Annotated in this window: 18 protein-coding genes and 1 pseudogene; 9 read left to right on the forward strand and 10 right to left on the reverse strand. The window is 61.4% G+C overall.

Going from position 1 to position 20,715, the window contains the following annotated elements; all coding sequences use genetic code 11:
* Positions 1-216: 216 nt before the first annotated feature.
* The 3 genes from EJ077_RS16075 to EJ077_RS16085 all read right to left on the reverse strand — a co-directional run bounded on the left by EJ077_RS16075 (position 217) and on the right by EJ077_RS16085 (position 5,116).
* Positions 217-2,109, reverse strand: a complete 1,893-nt coding sequence (locus tag EJ077_RS16075; RefSeq protein ID WP_208695222.1) for an ABC transporter ATP-binding protein/permease — start codon at positions 2,107-2,109, stop codon at positions 217-219.
* 489 nt (positions 2,110-2,598) lie between these two features.
* Complete coding sequence (locus EJ077_RS16080; RefSeq protein WP_208695223.1) at positions 2,599-3,279, reverse strand: DsbA family oxidoreductase; 681 nt, start codon at positions 3,277-3,279, stop codon at positions 2,599-2,601.
* 16 nt (positions 3,280-3,295) lie between these two features.
* A complete protein-coding gene (locus EJ077_RS16085) occupies positions 3,296-5,116 on the reverse strand; it encodes an extracellular solute-binding protein (RefSeq protein ID WP_208695224.1) in 1,821 nt (606 codons plus the stop codon).
* A 232-nt stretch (positions 5,117-5,348) separates the two neighbouring features.
* On the opposite strand from EJ077_RS16085, the gene EJ077_RS16090 reads away from it, so the two are divergent.
* Positions 5,349-5,978, forward strand: a complete 630-nt coding sequence (locus EJ077_RS16090; protein ID WP_015317881.1) for an invasion associated locus B family protein — start codon at positions 5,349-5,351, stop codon at positions 5,976-5,978.
* An 83-nt stretch (positions 5,979-6,061) separates the two neighbouring features.
* Here the strand turns inward: EJ077_RS16090 and hspQ are convergent, their stop codons facing one another.
* Complete coding sequence (gene hspQ / locus EJ077_RS16095) at positions 6,062-6,433, reverse strand: heat shock protein HspQ (protein ID WP_416859554.1); 372 nt, start codon at positions 6,431-6,433, stop codon at positions 6,062-6,064.
* A gap of 100 nt (positions 6,434-6,533) precedes the next feature.
* Positions 6,534-7,747: pseudogene (locus EJ077_RS16100) on the reverse strand (UbiH/UbiF family hydroxylase).
* A 71-nt stretch (positions 7,748-7,818) separates the two neighbouring features.
* Between EJ077_RS16100 and EJ077_RS16105 the strand changes: the two are divergent.
* The 8 genes from EJ077_RS16105 to EJ077_RS16140 all read left to right on the forward strand — a co-directional run bounded on the left by EJ077_RS16105 (position 7,819) and on the right by EJ077_RS16140 (position 16,157).
* Positions 7,819-8,748 carry a DUF2182 domain-containing protein gene (locus tag EJ077_RS16105; protein ID WP_208695225.1) on the forward strand — a complete coding sequence of 310 codons (930 nt, stop codon included), beginning with the start codon at positions 7,819-7,821 and terminating at the stop codon, positions 8,746-8,748.
* Positions 8,749-8,762: 14 nt separating this feature from the next.
* A complete protein-coding gene (locus EJ077_RS16110) occupies positions 8,763-9,377 on the forward strand; it encodes a DUF1326 domain-containing protein (RefSeq protein ID WP_208695226.1) in 615 nt (204 codons plus the stop codon).
* Positions 9,350-10,192, forward strand: a complete 843-nt coding sequence (pcsA, locus tag EJ077_RS16115; protein ID WP_208695227.1) for a phosphatidylcholine synthase — start codon at positions 9,350-9,352, stop codon at positions 10,190-10,192. Before EJ077_RS16110 ends, pcsA begins: the two co-directional genes overlap by 28 nt.
* A gap of 27 nt (positions 10,193-10,219) precedes the next feature.
* Positions 10,220-11,197: a quinone oxidoreductase family protein gene (locus tag EJ077_RS16120; protein ID WP_208695228.1), complete on the forward strand. Its 978-nt coding sequence runs from the start codon at positions 10,220-10,222 to the stop codon at positions 11,195-11,197.
* A 216-nt stretch (positions 11,198-11,413) separates the two neighbouring features.
* Positions 11,414-12,991: an ABC transporter ATP-binding protein gene (locus tag EJ077_RS16125; protein WP_208695229.1), complete on the forward strand. Its 1,578-nt coding sequence runs from the start codon at positions 11,414-11,416 to the stop codon at positions 12,989-12,991.
* Positions 12,988-14,118, forward strand: coding sequence for an ABC transporter permease (locus EJ077_RS16130; protein ID WP_208695230.1), 1,131 nt, complete (start codon positions 12,988-12,990; stop codon positions 14,116-14,118). Before EJ077_RS16125 ends, EJ077_RS16130 begins: the two co-directional genes overlap by 4 nt.
* On the forward strand, positions 14,118-15,038 hold the full coding sequence (locus EJ077_RS16135; protein WP_172737685.1) for an ABC transporter permease: 921 nt from the start codon (positions 14,118-14,120) through the stop codon (positions 15,036-15,038). Before EJ077_RS16130 ends, EJ077_RS16135 begins: the two co-directional genes overlap by 1 nt.
* Before the next feature lie 51 nt (positions 15,039-15,089).
* Complete coding sequence (locus tag EJ077_RS16140) at positions 15,090-16,157, forward strand: BMP family ABC transporter substrate-binding protein (RefSeq protein WP_208695231.1); 1,068 nt, start codon at positions 15,090-15,092, stop codon at positions 16,155-16,157.
* A 77-nt stretch (positions 16,158-16,234) separates the two neighbouring features.
* On the opposite strand, the gene rimO is transcribed toward EJ077_RS16140, so the two are convergent.
* The 5 genes from rimO to EJ077_RS16165 form a co-directional block, all read right to left on the reverse strand.
* Complete coding sequence (gene rimO / locus EJ077_RS16145) at positions 16,235-17,548, reverse strand: 30S ribosomal protein S12 methylthiotransferase RimO (protein ID WP_208695232.1); 1,314 nt, start codon at positions 17,546-17,548, stop codon at positions 16,235-16,237.
* A gap of 158 nt (positions 17,549-17,706) precedes the next feature.
* The gene (locus EJ077_RS16150) at positions 17,707-18,393 is read right to left on the reverse strand and encodes a TerC family protein (protein WP_208695233.1); all 687 of its coding nucleotides are present in this window, start codon (positions 18,391-18,393) and stop codon (positions 17,707-17,709) included.
* A gap of 181 nt (positions 18,394-18,574) precedes the next feature.
* A complete protein-coding gene (locus EJ077_RS16155; protein WP_208695234.1) occupies positions 18,575-18,982 on the reverse strand; it encodes a DUF930 domain-containing protein in 408 nt (135 codons plus the stop codon).
* Between the two features lie 55 nt (positions 18,983-19,037).
* Complete coding sequence (locus tag EJ077_RS16160) at positions 19,038-19,736, reverse strand: DUF2161 domain-containing phosphodiesterase (RefSeq protein ID WP_208695235.1); 699 nt, start codon at positions 19,734-19,736, stop codon at positions 19,038-19,040.
* Positions 19,737-19,836: 100 nt separating this feature from the next.
* Complete coding sequence (locus EJ077_RS16165) at positions 19,837-20,643, reverse strand: alpha/beta fold hydrolase (protein WP_208695236.1); 807 nt, start codon at positions 20,641-20,643, stop codon at positions 19,837-19,839.
* Positions 20,644-20,715 lie beyond the last annotated feature (72 nt).

A 20,715-nucleotide genomic window follows, 5' to 3' on the forward strand; every position in this document is an offset into this window, starting at 1 on the left:
GACGGCGGTTGCGTTCGACTGTGACTGTCGCCAGGCATGGCGCGGTGACCTTTCTGCTTGCGGGTTCGCTTTGACTGTCTGCAAGCCGGCGCAACATAGGAGCGAGCCTTGCCGAGTCAATCGCGGTGAGGAAGGAAAACAGTGCCGAACGGCCCTGATCGCGAGACTGTGATCACAGCCCGCCGGTTGACGCGGCAAGTTCCGGTGACGTCGTCGTTATTTCTGCTTCAGCCGGCGCGAAAACCGCGTCCATTTATCCTCGACCGGCCTTGGTTGGACCAGAATCGTGGTGAGTTCGACGGGCAGGCTCGGGGCGAGCGGCTTCTTCGTCGCGACACCGTCGGCAATCAAGACCATCGAGTGGTAGAACTCGGTGCCGGCAACCGATCTCGGCGCTACGGCTTCGTGCATGACACTGATCACCGTCACATCGGGGCAGTTGTCCTTGATGGCCTGATGGAAGGCAATCTTGCCGTCAGGATCGAGAGCACCGGTGGCCTCGTCGAGGAACAGCAGCCCCGGCTGCTGCAGTATGATACGAGCCACCACCAGCTTCTGTTTCTGGCCGCCCGACAGAACCTGATCCCAGCTTTTACCTTCGCGGCTTTCATTGGCCATGTGTTCGATGAAATCGCCAAGGCCAGCCTTATGCAGCGCGGAAGCAACTTGGGCATCGCCATGGTCGCGTTCGGAGCCGGGCAGGCAGACCAGCTGTTTCAGCGATACCTGCGGCAGCTTGACCTCCTGGGCGGCATAAAAACTCTTCACGCCGTCGGGGAAGACAATGGTGCCGCGGCCGTAGGGCCACAAGCCGTTGATCGCCTTGATCAGCGAGGTCTTGCCGCAACCGGATTCGCCTTTCAGGAAGGTCCATTCGCCGCGCCGGAACCGCAGGTTGGCGGAACTGAGGAATGGCGTCGCGTCCTCGCCCTGGTGCGCCAGCTCCAGCTTCTGGATGGTCAGGCCGAAAACCGGATTCTGGCTGACGTAGTGGAAGTCGGAACGGCCGCTCTGGCTGTAGAATTCCCGTGGATGCTGGACATTCTCGATCGCGTTGGCGAGCTCCGTCACGCGCTGGCTGTTGGCGCGAAGCGTGGCTATGGCGGGCATGACATGGATGAACCACGAACACTGGCTGATGAGTTGGGCAACCATTTCGGAGCCGGTGATGTAGCCTTTATAGTCCAGGCGGCTGTGGATGAACGGCACAAGGCCCGGAGCATAGGCTACCATGCGCGCGCCGATGAAATTGTAGATCAGCTCGAACGACATATAGCTGGTGTTGACGACATTCAGCCGTCCCCAAGTGCGATCGATGTCGACATAGAGCCGGTCGTGCATCGCTTTCTGGACGCTCTCGCCATGTGAGGCGGCGACATGGAAGCTGCGGCGCAGAAATGTCGTCAGTTCGCTACGATAGCTTCCCTCGGCCTTCTGCATGCGAATATTGAGACGTTCCAGCAGGCTGCCGAGCTTGACGGCGATCCAGGTGTTTAGGGGCACGTAAGTGGCAACGGCAAGAAGGGCGAGAACGGCGCTGCCATAGCTGCCAAGGAACTCCAGACCTTTGACCTCAACTGACGACTGCAACAGGTTCTGGCCGATAAAGTAGAGCGAAGTCGCCAGCCCCAGCACGCCCATGGCGAGGCCGATCGCACCGCCGGTCATGTCCTTGATCGATTCCTGGATGCGCTGGTCAACGTTGTCGGGCGCAACGATGCCGCCGTCCGCGGAACCATGTTGAGCATGGAAATGAGTATGGTTGCCGTCGAGCAAGGCCTGGTTGAATTGGTCGTTCAGCCAGCCACGCCATTTGCGGTGCAAGGTTGCCGAGACGAGATTGCGTATACCGGTGAAGCCCGCATCCTTGAGCAGGACCAGCAGCACCAGCACGCCGGCGTTGGTCAGGATTGTCTCCAGCGGGCGGGTGTTGGCGGCGTCGTGCAGGAAGGCGATCGAATTCACCAATTCGCCCGAAGCCATGGCGAACCACACGCTGGCCTTGCTGGACAGCGCGGTGAGCAACGCGATCACCAGCGTCAGCGTCCAGGCTTCCTTCCAGCGGTCCGAGACCCAGTAGGCTCGCACGAGCCCCCAGAAATTGCGCATCGAGGATACCGGCGTCAGATGCGACCGCCCTGAGGCATCGCCTTGTAGTCCATCCGGTACTGACTCTTGCGATCGTCTGCCGATCCGAATCACGATCCCGCCCAAACCTTTTTTGTTTTGTTACGGATGGTAACACCAATTGATCATTTTCCATTAATTTTTAAAGCGGGCATGCGAGGTTGCGTCCGCAGCCGTTGCCCTGAGGCAACATATCAATGGCTGGATCGCCACCCGAACGTCTGGCAAAAACCAGAAAAACTCAATTTATTTCAATCATCTAGACTCTAGGCAGATGGCCGCGAGAAACCTTCCCCAGGGGAAGCTCCGTACACGGTTTTGTGAATCAAAAATCCTTTGGCCCGGCCGAATTTCTTATCGGAAACTGACCAGAATTCCGAAACACGCCGTCCCTGATGTCTGATTGATGGCGTACGGGGCGCAGTTTGCTCACGCAACGCCTGCTCTTGATATCGGCGCGGGATGGCTTGCTCAGTCGGCCTTTTCCAACTCGCCACGCGCCTTGGCGGCCGCTACCTGACGGATCGCATCAGCCAACGTGTCCGCGTCCTGCGCGCCCATCACGGCATATTTGCCCTCGAGCAGGAAGCACGGCACGCCTGTGATGCCCATGCGCGATGCAGTGGCGATTTCCGTGCGAACCGCTTCAACATCGGCATCGCTCGGCAACAGCGTTTCAACAACCGAGGCATCCATGCCGGCCTCGCGGGCAGCTTCGAGCAGCACGGTGTGGTCGCCTATGTTGACGCCTTCCTCGAAATTCAACTGGAACAGGCGGCGCACCAGCCGGTTCTGGACGTCCTCGCCGGCGGCCCCGGCCCAGCGGATCAACCGATGCGCATCGAGCGTATTCGGCGCCACCTTGATGGCATCGAAGGCAAAGGAAATGCCCTCGGCCTCGCCAAGCGGTTCGATGCGGGCATGAATTTCGCGAATGCGCTTGTCGCTGCCGAACTTGGCCAGCATGTATTCGTGGCGGTCCTTGCCTTGCGGCGGAATGGTCGGATCGAGCTGGAACGGCCGCCAGCGTATGTGCACTTCGACATCACCGGCAGCCGCCACCGCCTTGTCCAGCCGCTTCTGACCGATGAAGCACCACGGACAGACGACGTCCGACACCACATCGACGGTTATGGCGTTCGCTTCGCTCATCTCTATCTCCGGATTTTCAGTTCGGTTTGCGCCACCACGTCGGCAGCTGGTAACCGAATATGGGCGTCTTTCGCGGATGTTCCAGATAATTCCAGTAAGCAAGCCACTGCTGCGTGTTGTACTGCATCGGCACGATATAGTTGCCGGAGATCAGCAGCCGGTCGAGCACGCGGACCGCGGCGACATAATCCTCCTTGGTGCGTGCGTTCAGCATCGCTTCGATCGCGGCATCGATTGCCGGGTCGGCGACGCCTGCGAGATTGAAGGTTCCTTCTCTCATCGCCTCCGAAGAACTCCAGCGCCCGACCTGCTCGCTACCGGGCGACAGCGAATTGTTGAAGCCGCTCGACCCGAACAGCACTTCGAAGTCCAGCCGCTGCTTTCGCGATTGGATTTGATCGCCATCGAGGCTACGGATGGCGACGTTGATGCCAATCTTCTCCAGCGTGCGCTGATAGATCGTGGCAAGGCGCTCTTCGTCCTGTGACGCGGCAATTATCTCGAAGCCGAACGGCTTTCCCTGGGGATCGAGCATTGTCCCGTCCTGCACGTGATATCCAATGCTCTTCAGCAGATCGAATGCAGCTCTCAACACCTTGCGGTCATTGCCTGATCCATCGGTGACCGGCGGCCGGTAAGTGCCTTCCATGACGTCGGGCGGCACGCGGCCGGGATAGGGGGCCAGAAGCGCCTTCTCCCGGTCATCGGCAGGATGCCCTAGCGCGGAAAGCTCGGAATTCTGCCAATAGCTCATCGTGCGCGTGTATTTGCCATCGAACAGGTTCTTGTTGGCCCACTCGAAGTCGTAAAGCATCCCAAGCGCACGCCGCACGGCCGGGTTGGAGAACTTTGGCAGTCTTGTGTTGAACAGGAAGCCGGTCACGACAGGCGGAATGCCGGTATCGAAATTCTCTGCCTTCACATCGCCATTGCGGAAGGCCGGAAAGTCGATATCGCGCTCGCGCTTGACCGGCTCCGTTTCATCGTCGATCGCGCAGATGCCCTTCTTGAAAGCTTCCGTCTTGGCATTAGCGTTGAGGAAGTACTCGATCGTGATCTGGTCGTAGTTGTCAAAGCCGCGCTTCGACGGGATGTCTTTGCCCCAGTAGTCGGGGTTGCGCTTGAATACGATGCGCTGGCCAGGCTGCACCTTGTCCACTGTGTAGGGTCCGCTGCCGATCAAAGGCTTTAGGGTGGTCTTGTCGAACGTGTCCTTGTCGAAAGCGTGTTTCGGAATGATCGGCGTCAACGCGATGATCAGCGGAAATTCACGATTGGCCTTGTCATTGAAAGTGAAGCGCACACTATGGTCGCCGGTCTTCTCCAGCTTGGCAATCATGCTCATGCGGGCGCTGTAGGGCGGGCGGCCCTTGTCGGTGAAGACATCGTAGGTGAACAGCACATCCTCCGGCGTCACTGGCTCGCCGTCTGACCATCTTGCATTGGGATTGAGATGAAACTCGATGCTCTTGCGTTCGGGGTCCATATCGGCGGCATCGGCCAGCAGGCCATAGAGGCTGAAGGGCTCGTCATAGTTGCGCTGCATCAGCGGCTCGAACACCAGATTGCCGAAAATCGTGTCCATCATGCCGCGCGCCGTCGTGCGCAGGCTTTTGAGGATGAAGGGGTTGAGATTGTCGAAGCTGCCGACGACGCAATAGGTGATGCTGCCACCCTTCGGCGCGTCGGGATTGACGTAGCTGAAATGGGTGTAGTCCGGCGGCAGGGCCGGTTCGCCCTGCATCGCAATCGCGTATTTCGGCTCCGACAACGCCGGTGGCGACGACAGGATGAAAAACGATAGCGCGGTGACCAGCCAAACAAGAACGCGGCCCATGACCGTCTCCTTAACAGGTCGGCTTGATGATTCGGTCCGCACCCTAGCATGGGGCAACTGCGTGGCGGCCAATGGCGTCATCAAGAATTACAAGTGGGCGGGCTGGATTCGACGCCGCTTGCAGTGTAACACGCCGTCCGAAGTCATTCTGTTGCCTCATTTTGGCAACAGGTAGCTGGACCACACGGCACGAAAAAGCCGGTCCCGGGATCATTGAGAGGAAGTGCACGACATGACGAGCCTGAACAGCAACGCGTACCGCCTGTCGGTCATGGCCGCAGGCGTGGTTGGCTTTCTCGGCGCAGGACTTCCCTCTGCTTCCGCGCAGCAGCAGCCGCAGATACCGCAGGGCTGGTTCAAGGCCTGCACCAAGCAGGAAGACGTCGACATCTGCAACGTCCAGAACATCGTCACCGCTGGCAATGGCCAGCTTGTCACCGGCGTCAGCCTGATCGAGCTCAAGGGCAAGGTGAACCGCAAGGTGTTCCAGGTGACGGTCCCGACCGGTCGCCTCGTGCCTCCCGGCATCGGCCTGCAGATCGACACCGGCAAGGCGCAGAAGCTCGACTATGTCATCTGCTTCCCGGATCGTTGCGTGGCGGAAGTGCCGCTGACCGACCAGCTCGTCGCCTCGTTCAAGAAGGGTCAGGGGATCACGCTGACCTCGATCAATTTCCAGAACCAGGCCAACCCGATCAAGATCGCGCTGCAGGGCTTCAGCGGCGCCTATGACGGCCCCCCGCTGCAGCAGTCGGACATCGAGGACCGGCAGAAGAAGCTCCAGGACTTCGTCGCCAAGAACAACCAGGATTTCGCCAAGAAGCTCAAGGACGAGCAGGACAAGGCGAAGACCGCCAACTGATCCGCGTCGGTTCATTATCGTGTCAAAAAAAGCGGGGCCATGCCCCGCTTTTTTATTTCTGGTCGTACCCGGCATGCCGGAAGTCAGTGCTTGGACTGTCGTTTCGGCGCGTAGCGCCCGTCCGGCTTCTTGTCGAACATTTCCTTGATCTGCGGATGGCGGACGGGTTCTCCCGACTGATCCTCGAGCAGATTCTGCTCGGACACATAGGCGATGTATTCTGTTTCCGAATTCTCGGCGAGCAGGTGGTAGAACGGCTGGTCCTTGCGCGGCCGTACGTCGGCGGGAATGGCTTCGTACCATTCGTCGGTGTTGGCGAACTGCGGATCGACGTCGAAAATGATGCCTCGGAACGGGAACAGCCGGTGGCGAACCACCTGTCCGATCGCGAATTTGGCCGTTTTCATCGTACTCACCACTGAATTCCTTGACTTTATTTGGCGCAGACTCCGCATCAATTCAATCCCAAGCGTCTGAGCGCCTTCAAGATACGCGGATTGCGCAACAAAGGTTTTTGGCAAACGTCGCGATACCGCGGCAAAATCCGCAGAATCGCTACCGCTGCCGCGTCGGCTTCCGAAAGCCACCCGCAAGCGCCGCAAAGCCGCTGCCGGGACGAAGCCCTTCGCGCATGAAGAAAGCGCGGAGCGGTGCAAAGCCGCCAAGCACGCCGAGACCGGCGCCGCGCGCCATCTGTGCGGGCAACATGTCCGAAAGCAGCGATATGTTGAGCAGATTGACAGCGCTGCTGCGCGCCAGAATATCGGGCCGGCGCTTGAAATCGTATACGGCAAGGGCGGCAGCAGCCCCCGGATCCTCACGATTTTCCCGCGCGATTCCAACAAGATCGTCGATATCCCTGATACCCAGGTTGAGGCCTTGCGCGCCGATCGGCGGGAACACGTGCGCCGCTTCGCCGACAAGCGCCACCCGCTGCGCCGCGAAACGCAGGGGGTCACCGTCGACAACGGATAAATCTGGCGGCCCGGCTCCACAGTTACCCGGCCCAGCATCGACTGCATCTGCCGTTCGACCCGCAGCGAGAGCGTTGCGTCGTCCAACGCGGCAAGCTCCTTGGCGGTCTCAGGCTTGACCACCCAGACAAGGCTGGAGCGATTGCCCGACAGCGGAACCTGCGTGAAAGGGCCGGTCTCGGTATGGAACTCCGTCGAGATGAAGCCATGTTCGCGGCTGTGGCCGAAATTGAGGACGAGCGCCGCCTGAGGGTAAGCGCGCGCCGCCGTCGAAATGCCCGCGGCCTCGCGGGCCGGCGACAGGCGGCCATCGGCAGCGACCGCAAGCGACGCATCGATCTCGCTGCCGTCAACCAGCGCGGCATGAGCATTGGCGGCGCCGAGATGCCAGGCCTTCACCATCGATCTGCGCCACTCGATCCCGGAATGCGCGGCCACCTTGCCGGCAAGCGCGGGTCCAAGGACGCCGTTGGGAAGGTTCAGGCCGAACTGTTCCTCGTCGATCTCGCTGGCGCGGAACGTAACGACGGGACTGCGGATCAGCCTGCCGGTCGCATCGACAATACGCATCACCTTCAAGGGTGCGGCCCTGGGCTCGATGTCCTGGAGCACGCCCAGCCGTTCGAGCACTTTCAGGGCAGGCGTCATGAGCGCCGTGGTGCGACCGTCGGGAGCCGAAACCTCAGGCCCGGCAATCGTCACCGGAAAGCCGGCATCGGCGAAGGCAAGCGCGGCGATCAATCCCGCCGGCCCAGTGCCTGCGATTAGTATCCGCGCTGTTTCCTGATGCTCCAAGATCGGCTTCCGGCTTGCTATGCGAGGCGGCCATCGGACCTGCCAGTCGATAGACGCATATAGGGCAGATCATGCGGCTTGATCAACGCGGCGATTCGGCCCATTCGAGTGTCATGACCGCCCAACAGGACGATTTCAGCCACCTCGACCGCGCCGGCCGCGCCACGGCAAACGTCGCGGGCAAGCCGCGCTGGACGGTCAACGTCGTCGTCGGTGCAAGCATCGCACTGGCCTGGCTGCTGCTTGCCGCGATGGCGATTCGCGGCGCCGAGGCCCAGACCAGCGCGCCAGGTGACACTTTGTTGCGTAACTTGCCGCAACTGCCGTTGCCGGCCGTGCTCGAACGGTTCTTCGCACTCTGCCTTTCACCCGCGCCGCTGGACGCAAGCATCGGCCCACTTACCCTGGCGCTCATCCTCATGTGGTTTCTCATGGCGATCGGCGCGATGCTGCCATCCGCGGCGCCAATGATCCGCACCTATTGCGAGATCGCCGATACGGCGCGGATCAGAGGGGAGCCAGTCGTCCATCCGCTGGTGCTGGTTGCCGGCTACCTCTGCGTCTGGCTTGCCGCCTCGATGCTGTTTGCGGCACTGACACTTGCCGTCCACGCATTCGCCGCGTCGGGAGGGATATTCGATCCGGTGCTTGGCGTTGCCGGTGGGCTCGCCTTGCTGGTTGCCGGCCTCTACCAGTTCAGTGGTCTCAAGGAGGCCTGCCTGAAGAAATGCCGAAATCCGTTCTCGATCCTGTTTTCGAACTGGAGCGCGAGAACCATCCGCGTCTTCCGGCTCGGCGTCGCGCAAGGCATCTGGTGCCTCGGCTGCTGCTGGGCATTGATGCTGGTGATGTTCGCAGTCGGCGTCATGAACGTCTTCTGGATGGCGCTGATCGGCGTGTTCACCCTGATTGAAAAACAGACGACGGGCAGTCTTCCAACCCGGCTGGCTGGTGCGATACTGCTTGTCTGGGCAGCCGCGCTGCTAGTAGTCTCGCTGTGAGTGGGGGAAAATCGATGGCAGATCAGAGCTGGGCAATGAAAGGAGAGCTCGTACTCTCCTGCAATTGCACGGTTTTTTGCCCTTGCGTGCTCTCCCTTGGCAGCCATCCTCCGACCGAGGGCTATTGCCAGACCTGGGCGGGTTTTCGTATCGACGCCGGCCATTTCGGCGAGGTCGACCTCTCCGGTCTCAATCTTGGGCTGATCATGGAAATCCCCGGCTACATGAGCCGCGGCAACTGGACCGCGGGCCTGTTCATCGACGTCAGGGCCTCGGTCTACGCGGTCAAGGCCTTGACCAAGATCTTCACCGGCAAAGCCGGCGGGACCACGTCGCTGCTCTCGATCCTGGTGGGCAAATTCCTGGGCGTCGAACAGGTGCCGATCACCTACGAGACGCGCGACAAGACGCGTATTTTCCAGATACCGAAGATCATCGACGGGGCGGTCACGCCAATCGGGGGCAAGGACCGCGAGAAGGACACGGTGATCACGAATTCCGAATACTGGATCGCGCCGGAGATCATCGTGGCCAGGTCCGACAAGAGCAAGATGCGGGCCTTTGGCCGCAACTGGAATTTCGCCGGCCGCTCGGCCGAGATATGCAAGCTGGATTGGCGGGGCCCGTGAGGAAGAACACAAAGGCCCGTAAGATCGCCGAGAAGATCACGGAACGGATTCCGCGACCGAAGAAGAAGGTCACTTGGCCGCAGGCGCGCGCGTTTTCGGTGCATCTGCTGACCGCTTCCGGTTCGTTCCTGGCTTTCCTGTCGCTGGTGGCGGCGAGCGAGGAGCGCTGGACGGCCATGTTCTGGTGGCTGGGGCTGGCGCTGTTCGTCGACGGTATCGATGGGCCGATCGCCCGAAAGCTGGAGGTCAAGGAAATCCTGCCGACCTGGTCGGGCGAACTCCTCGACAACATTATCGACTATGTGACCTACGTGCTGATCCCGGCCTTCGCGCTCTATCAGCGCGGTTTCATGGGCGAAGGCCTATCTTTCCTGTCGGCGGCGATCATCGTGGTCTCAAGCGCGATCTACTACGCCGACACCGGCATGAAGACGAAGGAGAATTTCTTCAAGGGATTCCCCGTGGTCTGGAACATGGTGGTGTTCACGCTGTTCGTCATTGAGCCGGGACAGTGGGTTTCGTTCGCGGTGGTGGTGGTGGCCGGCATTCTGACTTTTGTGCCGATAAACTTCATCCATCCGGTGCGGGTGAAGCGGCTGCGGCCGATCAATCTCGGCATGACGCTGTTGTGGTGCGCCTTCGGCGCGCTTGCGCTCGCGCAGGCGGCGCTCGCCGCCTTCTACGACCAGATCGGCGTGCTGGGTGAGCAGGTCGGCACTTTTACCAAGATCGGTATCACCATCACGGGGCTCTACCTGGCCTGCATTGGCGGCATCATGCAGTTCTTTCCAAACCTCGGCGCCAAAAAGGCCTGACCAGCCGCTCTTCAAGGAATCCTGTCCATGTCCAAAGCCATCCGAATTCACGCCAATGGCGGCCCCGACGTCCTGACTTACGAGGACGCCGATCCCGGCCAGCCGGGTTCGGGGCAGATCCTGATCAGGCATACCGCGATCGGTCTCAACTTCATCGATGTCTATCATCGCTCGGGCCTCTATCCGCCGCCTGGCGGATTTCCGCTCATTCCGGGCAGCGAAGCCGCCGGCGTGGTGCTGGAGGTTGGTCAGGGCGTCGACTGGCTGAAGCCGGGCGACCGGATTGCCTATGCCGTGACGACGGGGGCTTATGCGCAAGAGCGCGTCATCGACGCCAGCAAGGTCGTGAAGGTGCCGGACGGCATCAGCGACGAACAAGCCGCCGCCATGATGCTGAAGGGCATGACCGCGGAATATCTGCTGCGCCGGACCTTCAAGGTCAAGGCAGGCGACACGATCCTGTTTCATGCCGCGGCTGGTGGCGTCGGGCTCATTCTAGGCCAGTGGGCAAAACACCTCGGCGCAACGGTCATCGGCACCGCCAGCTCCGCCGACAAGATCGAACTGGCCAAGGCACACGGCTTCGACCATGTCATCAACTACAAGGAGCAGGATTTCGTCGCCGGCGTCGCCGCCATCACCGGCGGCAGGAAATGCGACGTCGTCTACGATTCCGTGGGTAACGACACATTCCCGGCCTCGCTCGACTGCCTGAAGCCGCTCGGCATGTTCGTCAGCTTCGGCCAGTCCTCGGGACCCATCCCGCCGTTCTCGATGTCGCTGCTGGCGCAGAAGGGCTCGCTGTTCGCCACGCGGCCGACGCTGTTCGTCTACAATGCAAAACGCGAGGACCTCGATGCGTCCGCCGCCGCATTGTTCGAGGTCGTGCTCACTGGCGCCGTCGAGATCAAGATCAATCAGCGCTATGCGCTGAAGGACGCTGGCAAGGCGCATCTGGATCTTGAGGGACGCAGAACGACAGGCACGACCATCCTGGTTCCCTGACGACAGTCTGCCTTGGTTTTCAGCGTCCTGCCGCAGCCGCGGACTTGGTTTGCACGAAAAGCCGGCCAGCCACATGCTTGTGCGACGCTGGCTGATCTTTGCCCTTGAGTTTCCGCTGAAATTCTTGAAGCTCTTTCAAGTCGGGTGCTGCTTTCGCACGAGAGCCGGCCGCGCATACGATGCTTGCGGGAACACAGAACATGTCCGGTAATCCGGATGGGAGGCACTGTGAGTGCAAATCATGATGGAGCGAACCTGCTCGAGGTTCGTGGCCTGACCAAGATATTCGGCACGCTGACGGCGTGCGACCATATCGATCTCAACATCGCCAAAGGTGAGATCCACGCTTTGCTTGGCGAGAACGGCGCCGGCAAGTCGACTCTGGTCAAGATGCTGTTCGGCTCGCTCGAGCCCAATTCCGGCGAGATTTTCTGGAACGGCCAGGCGGTGCGGATCACCAGCCCGGGCGCTGCCAAGAAGCTCGGCATCGGCATGGTGTTCCAGCATTTTTCGCTGTTCGAGGCGTTGACGGCCGCCGAGAACATTGCCCTGTCGCTGGATGACGGCTCGCCGATCAGCTCGATCGCGGCCAAGGCGAGGGCGCTTTCCTACAGCTATGGCCTGCCGCTCGATCCGGAATCGCTGGTCGGCGACCTGTCGGTCGGCGAGCGCCAGCGCATCGAGATCATCCGCTGCCTGTTGCAGACGCCGCAGCTCATCATCCTGGATGAGCCGACATCGGTGCTGACGCCGCAGGAAGCCGACAAGCTGTTCGAGACGCTGGAGCGGCTACGCGCTGAGGGCAAATCGATCCTCTACATTTCGCACCGGCTCGAGGAGGTCAAACGCATCTGCGACCGCGCCACGGTGCTGCGGCACGGCAAGGTGGTCGGCCACTGCAACCCGCGCGAGGAGACCGCCTCATCGCTCGCCCGCATGATGGTGGGCAGTGAGGTGCAGGCGGTGGTGCGGGCGCCGGTCGAGGGGATCGACACCGCGCAGCCGCTGCTCGAAATCCGCAGCCTCAGCCGCAAGCCGGCAACGCCGTTTTCCATTCCGCTCAAGAACATCAGCCTAAATGTCCGCGCCGGCGAAGTGATCGGTATTGCCGGCGTCGCCGGCAATGGTCAGGGCGAATTCTTCGAATCCGTCTCCGGCGAGGTTTTGCAGCAGGATGCCGCTTCGGTGCGCATCCGCGGCAAGGACGCCGGCGGCCTCACCATCACCGGGCGGCGCCTGCTGGGGGCGGCCTTCGTGCCGGAAGAGCGTCTCGGCCATGGTGCCGCGCCACGCATGAAACTCTCGGAAAACCTCCTGCTGTCGCGCCACGCCACGGATGGCAAGGCCTTTGTCGGCACCGGCGGCATGGTCAAGAGCGGCGCCGTCTACGTCGCCTCGCAACGCATCATCAAGGCGATGGATGTGCGCAAGAGCGCGCCGGATCCCGAAGCGGCGGCACTTTCGGGCGGCAATCTGCAGAAATTCATCGTCGGCCGCGAACTCGACCGCCGGCCAAGCGTGATGGTGGTGAACCAGCCGACATGGGGCGTCGACGCCGGTGCCGCAGCGCACATCCGCCAGGCCTTGATCGAGCTCTCTCGCAGCGGATCGGCCGTACTGGTGATCAGCCAGGATCTGGACGAGCTGTTCGAGATATCGGATGCGATCGCGGTCATGCACAATGGCGAGCTCTCGAAGCCGATGCCAATCGCCGAAGCGACTTTCGAGAAGGTCGGCTTGCTGATGGGCGGCGCCGAACCCGGCCACGCCGAACACACGCTGGAGACGGCATGATGCGCCTCGAACTCGTCAAACGCCCGCAGCGCTCGCCGCTGTTTTCGATGCTGTCGCCATTCATCGCGTTCGCGCTGACCATCATCGCCGGCGCCATTATGTTCGCACTGCTCGGCGTCAACCCGCTCAACGCGTTCCATATCTATTTCATCGAGCCGATCAGCCAGGTCTGGCAATTGCATGAACTGGCGATCAAGGCGGCGCCCCTGATCCTGATCGCCGTCGGCCTGTCGGTCTGCTACAAGGCCAACATCTGGAACATCGGCGCCGAGGGCCAGTTCATCTTCGGCGCCATCTTCGGTTCCATCATTCCGGTGCTATTTCCCCAATTCGAAGGCCCGCTGGTGCTGCCGCTGATGCTTCTGCTCGGCATGGTCGGCGGTGCGGCCTACGCCGCGATCCCGGCCTTGCTGAAGACTCGCTTCTCAACCAACGAAATCCTCACCAGCCTGATGCTGGTCTATGTCGCGCAGCTGTTCCTCGACTGGCTGGTGCGCGGCCCCTGGCGCGATCCGCAGGGACACGGCTTTCCGCAGACGATCCAGTTCGGCGACTCGGCCGTGCTTCCGGAACTGATGCCCGATGCCGGGCGCGCCAATTGGGGCTTCGTCTTCGCCCTTGTGGCAGCGGTGCTGATCTGGATCCTGATGGGCCGCATGCTCAAGGGTTTCGAGGTCCGCGTGCTGGGCTCCAGCCCGAGGGCCGGACGCTTCGCTGGCTTCGGCCTCAACCGCATGGTGTTCTTCGCCTTCCTGCTGTCGGGAGCGCTGGCCGGCCTTGCCGGCATCTCGGAGGTCTCCGGCGCCATCGGGCAATTGCAGCCGGTGATTTCGCCCGGCTATGGCTTCACCGCCATCATCGTGGCGTTCCTCGGCCGCCTCAATCCGCTCGGCATCATCGCCGCGGGTCTGGTGCTGGCGCTGACCTATCTCGGTGGCGAAGCGGTGCAAAGCGCGCTCGGCATTTCCGACAAGGTGGCAAGGGTGTTCCAGGGCATGCTGCTGTTCTTCGTGCTCGGCTGCGACACGCTCATTCATTACCGCATCCGATTGATCGGCCTGGCGCTGACCAAACAGGAAGCCCCCGCGAAGCTTGAGGCCGCGCCAAAGTTGAAGGAAGCCCGCTGATGGACATCACCGTCAATATCCTCCTGACCATCGCCACGGCCGCGACGCCGCTTTTGATCGCGGCGATCGGCGAACTGGTGGTCGAGCGCTCCGGCGTACTCAACCTTGGCGTCGAAGGCATGATGATCATGGGCGCGGTCGGTGGCTTCGGCGCCGGTTACGTGACCGGCTCGCCTTGGATCGGACTTTTGGCGGCAATCGCCATGGGAGCGCTTTTCTCGCTGCTGTTTGCCGTCATGACACTGTCGCTGGCCACCAACCAGGTGGCGACCGGCCTGTCGCTGACGCTGCTCGGCCTCGGCCTCTCAGGCATGATCGGAACAAGCTTCGTCGGCCAGCCCGGCGTCAGGCTGCCCAATCTCGACATTCCCGGCCTCAGCTCGATCCCGGTCGTGGGCAAGCTGCTGTTTGGCCAGGACCCGGTGTTCTATATCTCGATCGCGCTGACGGCCGCGGTGATGTGGTTCCTGTTCAAGACGCGTACCGGGCTGACGCTGCGCTCGATCGGCGACAGCCACACATCAGCGCATGCGCTTGGCATCAAGGTCATCCGCTATCGCTACCTCGCGGTCATCTTCGGCGGCGCCTGCGCCGGTCTTGCCGGCGGCCATCTGTCGCTCGTCTATACGCCGCAGTGGGTCGAGAACATGTCCGCTGGTCGCGGCTGGATCGCGCTCGCGCTGGTGGTGTTCGCATCCTGGCGGCCGTGGCGGGTGCTGGCCGGCGCCTACATCTTCGGCGCGGTGTGGATCGGCCAGCTTCATGCACAGGCTTTTGGCATTCCGGTGCCCTCGCAGATGCTTTCTTCTCTGCCCTATCTGGCAACCGTCGTGGTTCTCGTTCTAATCTCGCGCAACAAGCGTCTGACGATGATGAACACGCCGGCATCCCTGGGGCAGCCATTCGTTCCGGATCGTTGACAACAAGAACAAGACGGGAAGCTCCAAGGCTTAACTCAGAGAGGTAACACAATGAAAAAACTGCTTATTGCCCTGATGACCACGACCGCCGCGATGTCGCTGGCGGCATCCGCGCAGGCCGCCGACAAGTTGAAGGCGTGCTGGGTATACACCGGTCCGATCGGCGATTTCGGCTATTCCTACCAGCACGACCAGGGCCGCCTCGAGGTCGAGAAGGCCCTCGGCGACAAGGTCGAGACCGCCTATCTGGAGAACGTCTCGGAAGGCCCCGACGCCGACCGTGCTTTCGAGCGTCTGGCGCGCGAAGGCTGCAAGATCATCTTCGGCACCTCGTTCGGTTTCATGGACGCCGAAGTGAAGGTCGCCAAGAAGTTTCCCAAGGTGATGTTCGAGCACGCCACGGGCTACAAGAGCGGGGATAATCTCGGCATCTACAATGCGCGCTTCTATGAAGGCCGCTACGTGCTCGGCCAGATCGCTGCCAAGGAATCGAAGTCCGGCGTCGCCGGCTACATCGTCTCCTTCCCAATCCCGGAAGTGGTGATGGGCATCAACTCCTTCATGCTCGGCGCGCAATCGATCAATCCGAACTTCAAGGCCAAGATCGTTTGGGTGAACTCGTGGTTCGATCCGGGCAAGGAAGCCGACGCCGCCAAGGCACTGTTCGACCAGGGCGCCGACATCATCGTCCAGCACACCGATTCGACCGCCGCCCTGCAGGTGGCTGAAGAGCGCAAACTGCACGGTTTCGGCCAGTCGTCCGACATGATCAAGTTCGCGCCGAACGCGCAGCTGACGTCGCTGACCGACGAATGGGGGCCGTACTATATCAGCCGCGTACAGGCAGCCATCGACGGCACCTGGAAGCCGGACAATGTCTGGCTCGGCATCAAGGACGGCGCGGTCAAGCTCGCGCCCTACACCAACATGCCCGACGACGTGAAGGCGATGGCCGAAGCGACCGAAAAGAAGATCGCCGGCGGCTGGAACCCCTTCACCGGACCGATCGCCAAGCAGGATGGCTCGGCGTGGCTGAAGGATGGCGAGGTCGCCGACGACGGCACGCTGCTCGGCATGAATTTCTACGTCAAGGGCGTGGACGACAAGCTGCCGCAATAAACGGCAGAACACTTTTCGATATGGAGAGGGCGCCGCGAGGCGCCCTTTTCATTTGGATGGAGAAGCTGACGGGAGGCTCAGACGGCCGAGCCGTAGAGGTCGTAAGCGTCGGCGCGCTCGATCTTGACGGTGACGATGTCGCCGGCGCGCATCGGGCGGCGCGACTGGATGTGGACCGAACCATCGATCTCGGGCGCGTCATATTTGGTGCGGCCCCTTGCCGAGGTGCCGTGCGCCTCGTCGATCAGCACCGGCAGACGCTTGCCGACCTTCCTGGCAAGCTGCGTCGCCGAGATCTTCTGCTGGCGCTGCATGAAGCGATGCCAGCGCGCTTCCTTGACTTCCTGCGGCACCTGCTCGAGCCCAAGCTCGTTGGAGCGGGCGCCTCTGACCGGCTCGTATTTGAAGCAGCCGGCGCGATCGATTTTCGCTTTATCCAGCCAATCGAGCAGCATCTCAAAATCGTCGTCGGTTTCGCCGGGAAAGCCGACGATGAAGGTCGACCGGATGGCGAGATCCGGGCACACATCGCGCCAGCCGCGGATGCGCTCGAGCGTCTTCTCGCCATGGGCGGGCCGGCGCATGTTCTTCAGTACCTGCGGCGAGGCGTGCTGGAAGGGGATATCCAGATAGGGAAGGATTTTTCCATCGGCCATCAGCGGGATGACGTCGGCGACATGCGGGTAGGGGTAGACATAATGCATGCGTACCCAGATGCCGAGCTTGCCCAACTCCTCCGAGAGATCGAGGAATTTCGCCCGCACTTCGCGATCACCGAACATGGACGTCTGGTATTTGATGTCGATGCCGTAGGCGCTGGTATCCTGCGAGATGACGAGCAGTTCCTTGACGCCGGCCTTGGCCAGTTTTTCGGCTTCGCGCAGCACATCGGCCGCCGGCCGCGAGACGAGATCGCCGCGAAGGGCTGGAATGATGCAGAAGGTGCAACGGTTGTTGCAGCCTTCCGAGATCTTTAAATAGGCATAGTGGCGCGGCGTCAGCTTGACGCCCTGCGGCGGCAGGAGGTCGATGTAGGGATCGTGCGAGGGAGGGGCCGCCTCATGGACGGCGGCCATCACGCTCTCATAGGCCTGCGGTCCGGTGATCGCCAGCACGTTGGGGTGCTTCTCGCGGATCACGTCCGGCTCGGCGCCCAGACAGCCGGTGACGATGACCCTGCCATTTTCCGAAAGCGCGGAGCCGATGGCGTTGAGTGACTCATCGCGGGCGGAATCGAGGAAACCACAAGTGTTGACGACAACGAGATCGGCGCCGTCATGCTTGCGGGCGATCTCGTAGCCCTCGGCCCGCAGACGCGTGATGATGCGCTCGGAATCGACAAGAGCTTTGGGACATCCGAGACTGACGAAACTGACGCGCGGGGCGGACATGGGCGATTTTCCAATGGACGCGAACCGGAAACACCGATCCGGCCCGCAGTCTCAACATATAACGGTTTGCATGGCTCCTGGCAGGAGCTCAATTCGGGCGGCGCAATAGCACGGCTTCCTCGATCAGGCAAACGGAGCCCTGCGGCTCCGCCTGTGCGTCAGTGCCCGCTTGACCCGAACCAAGGTGACAGGAAGGCGAAATGATCGGGGAATTGCTGCACGGCCCCATCAAGCAGCATCTTGACCGCGACATAAAGGATGATGACCAGGCCGATATAGGCAATCCAGCGGTATTTGTGCAGCAGGCGCGCGACGAACGACGCAGCAAAGCCCATCAAAGCGATCGACAGCGCCAGCCCGACAATCAGAACCGTAGGATGGTTCATGGCCGCGCCCGCAACGGCCAGGACATTGTCGAGCGACATCGAGACGTCGGCAATGACGATCTGCCAGGCGGCCTGCGAGAAGGTTTTGCTCGGCCCCTTGCCGCCAATGGCACCATCCTTGTTGAAGTCGCCGTTCGACAGCGCTTCGGTGGCGTCGCGCTCCTCGTCGTGGGTGACGCGCAATTCGCGCCACATCTTCCAGCAAACCCACAACAAAAGCAGGCCGCCACCGATAAGCAGCATGGGACCAATGGTCAGCAGCCATTGCGTGATCAGGGCGAAGAAAATGCGAAGAACGGTGGCCGCCGCGATGCCGACAAGAATGGCTCGCTGGCGTTGGCTGGCCGGCAAGCCTGCAGCGGCAAGGCCGATGACGATGGCATTGTCGCCCGCGAGCGCAAGGTCGATGGCGATGACCTGAAGGAGAGCCGAAAAGCCTGTGGCGGTAAATATTTCCATCGACCTGGAAGCCCTTCGTCAAGTGTTCGTCGTCGATCGTCCGAACGGGCCTAAAGGCATGGTCCGCTGGCGTCAAGTCGCAGCACCGGACTACGCTGGAAAACCATTTTCGTGGCGGTGGAATTACAGGAGATTCTCAACAGCGACCGGGCTGCAGATGCCGGCACAAACCCGCGAGAACCTAATCGTAGAGATTGTACTTCGCCCAGTCGGCTTCCGGGATCTCATCCCCGATCCGATAGCGGAGCTGGATAACTTCCATATGATCCGGCCCAGTCTGGCATTTGAATTTCAGCCGGTACCACTGTCCCTTGCTGCGAAACGCCGCACCGGGGCTCCGGATCGCGTCGGCGCTCATCTCGGGCGTCGCGAAGGCGTAGGCGACGACGCGATCGGCCTTGAACTTGCGATCATCATGGCTGATCCGGTCCAGGACTTCGGCATCGCAACGCTGCTCGAGGCGGGTCTGCGGATCAAGTTTCATCAGTCCGGAGCGCAAGGCGTTGTCCATCGCACTGGCCGGAAAAGCCAGCGTCAGGGACGCAATGGCCGTCATGCAGAGTGTCTTCATGGGTGGGACAAGCAGCATGTTTTGTCTGAAAAATCAACCAACCGGGCGGTTCATGCTCGGCAAACCCCGGTATTCAGAGGCCCGGCGCAATCAAAATCTCGTGTCGGGCCTCATCATCCGGGACCTGTGGCCAACGCACCAGCGAGGCGCGGCCGGCATCCGTGAGATCGTAAAGACCACGCTCGACCCTTGCGAACCAGCCATAGACATTGTGCTGCAGAATTTTCGGCGCGATCGGCGTCAGGCCTTTCAGATCGCGCGGCCGCTTGGGGCCGTCCGAAAGCGCGGCGGCGCAGGCGAGGGCGCTCTGCCGGTAGGCGGTCATGATCGGAGTGCGCGATCCGCCGCCGGCGACAGGATCGCCGCGGCGGCGCTGGTGCTCGTCGACAAGGCGAGAACGCCGTCGCGCATTCTTGCGCGGCGCCACGGCGATCGGACTGAGAAGCACTTCGACCCGATCATTGACAGTCACGCCAATCAGGCCGAAGCCGAGTCGGCGGCAAAGGTTGCGGAACCTGGCATCGCTTTCGCGCCCCTTGCCTCGTGCCGACATGCGCGCCGCCAGCCACACTTCATCGCAAGCGGCCGCACGGTCGACGCCCTGCAGAACCAGTTCGAGATTGAACTGCAGCTTCAACTCGCAGATGACGACGATCGGCGGCTCCCCCTCACGCAGCGCGACGATATCGCAGCCGCCGATTTCCCCTTTCACGACGAAGTCGAGATTTTCCAGGAAACGCTTCACCGGCGCATAGAGTGAGGTCTCGTTCATACCGCAAGGTCTAGCCGATTCGACATGAAAAGCCTCGCAGGCGAAATGGTGTGTCGCGAGCCTGGGCCAGAGCGGTGATTCCGGAAGCGGCGAGGCAGGCTCAGGAATGAAGTTTTGCGAGGAAACCCAACAGTACGCGGTTGAACTGGTCGGGACGCTGCAGGGGCGCGAAATGACTGACCTCAGGCAGCGTCACCAGTTCCGATCCCGGTATGCTGCGGGCCAGATAGGTGGCGTGCTCATCCCTGATAAACTCGTCGTGTTCGCTTTGGACGACCGCAACGGGCACGCGGATTTCTCCCAGCTCGGCTGCGCCATAATTGGGTTCGCTCTTCATCATCAGGCCGACAGCTTTGACAAACGCATCGAATTGATCTGGCGTGGCCGACAGCTCGGCATAGTCCTTTTTGTGCCGGCTGAAACACCGCTCGATGACCGGACTGGCCTCGAAGTCCTTCGTGCCGCTGGGATCCATATTGCAGCCGAAGAAGAATACGCCCGCGATGCGATCGGCGGCCTTCATGCCAAGGATCAGGGCAAGGCAGGCGCCATCGCTCCAACCGACTGCGATAGCCTTGTTCAATTGCAGGCGATCCATCACGGCCAGGACATCCGAGGCCATCAGCTCGTATTTGTATGGCCGTTCGTCGCGGGTGCTGCGTCCATGGCCACGGCTGTCGATGGTGACGACCTGATAGCCGTGCTCGACCAATGTCGGGACCTGAAATCCCCAATTGCCGCTGTGGCCAAGGCCGCCATGCAACAAGATCACGGGAAACCCCGCCCCAAAGGTGGCGTACCAGATTCTCGCACCCTCATGCTCCACCTGGCCTTCTTCCGCCGCGACCGGCAAAGGAGCGGCACCATGCGCTTCGAATTTCGTGAGGTCGTCGTCGCGATAATCCATGCCGAAACAGCCTCGTGGCAAATGCGCAGGCTTACATTTATTGCCGGCACCCGCCGAGACCAACCCGCAAGG

It is taken from the genome of Mesorhizobium sp. M8A.F.Ca.ET.057.01.1.1, from assembly GCF_003952565.1.
GTDB lineage: Bacteria > Pseudomonadota > Alphaproteobacteria > Rhizobiales > Rhizobiaceae > Mesorhizobium.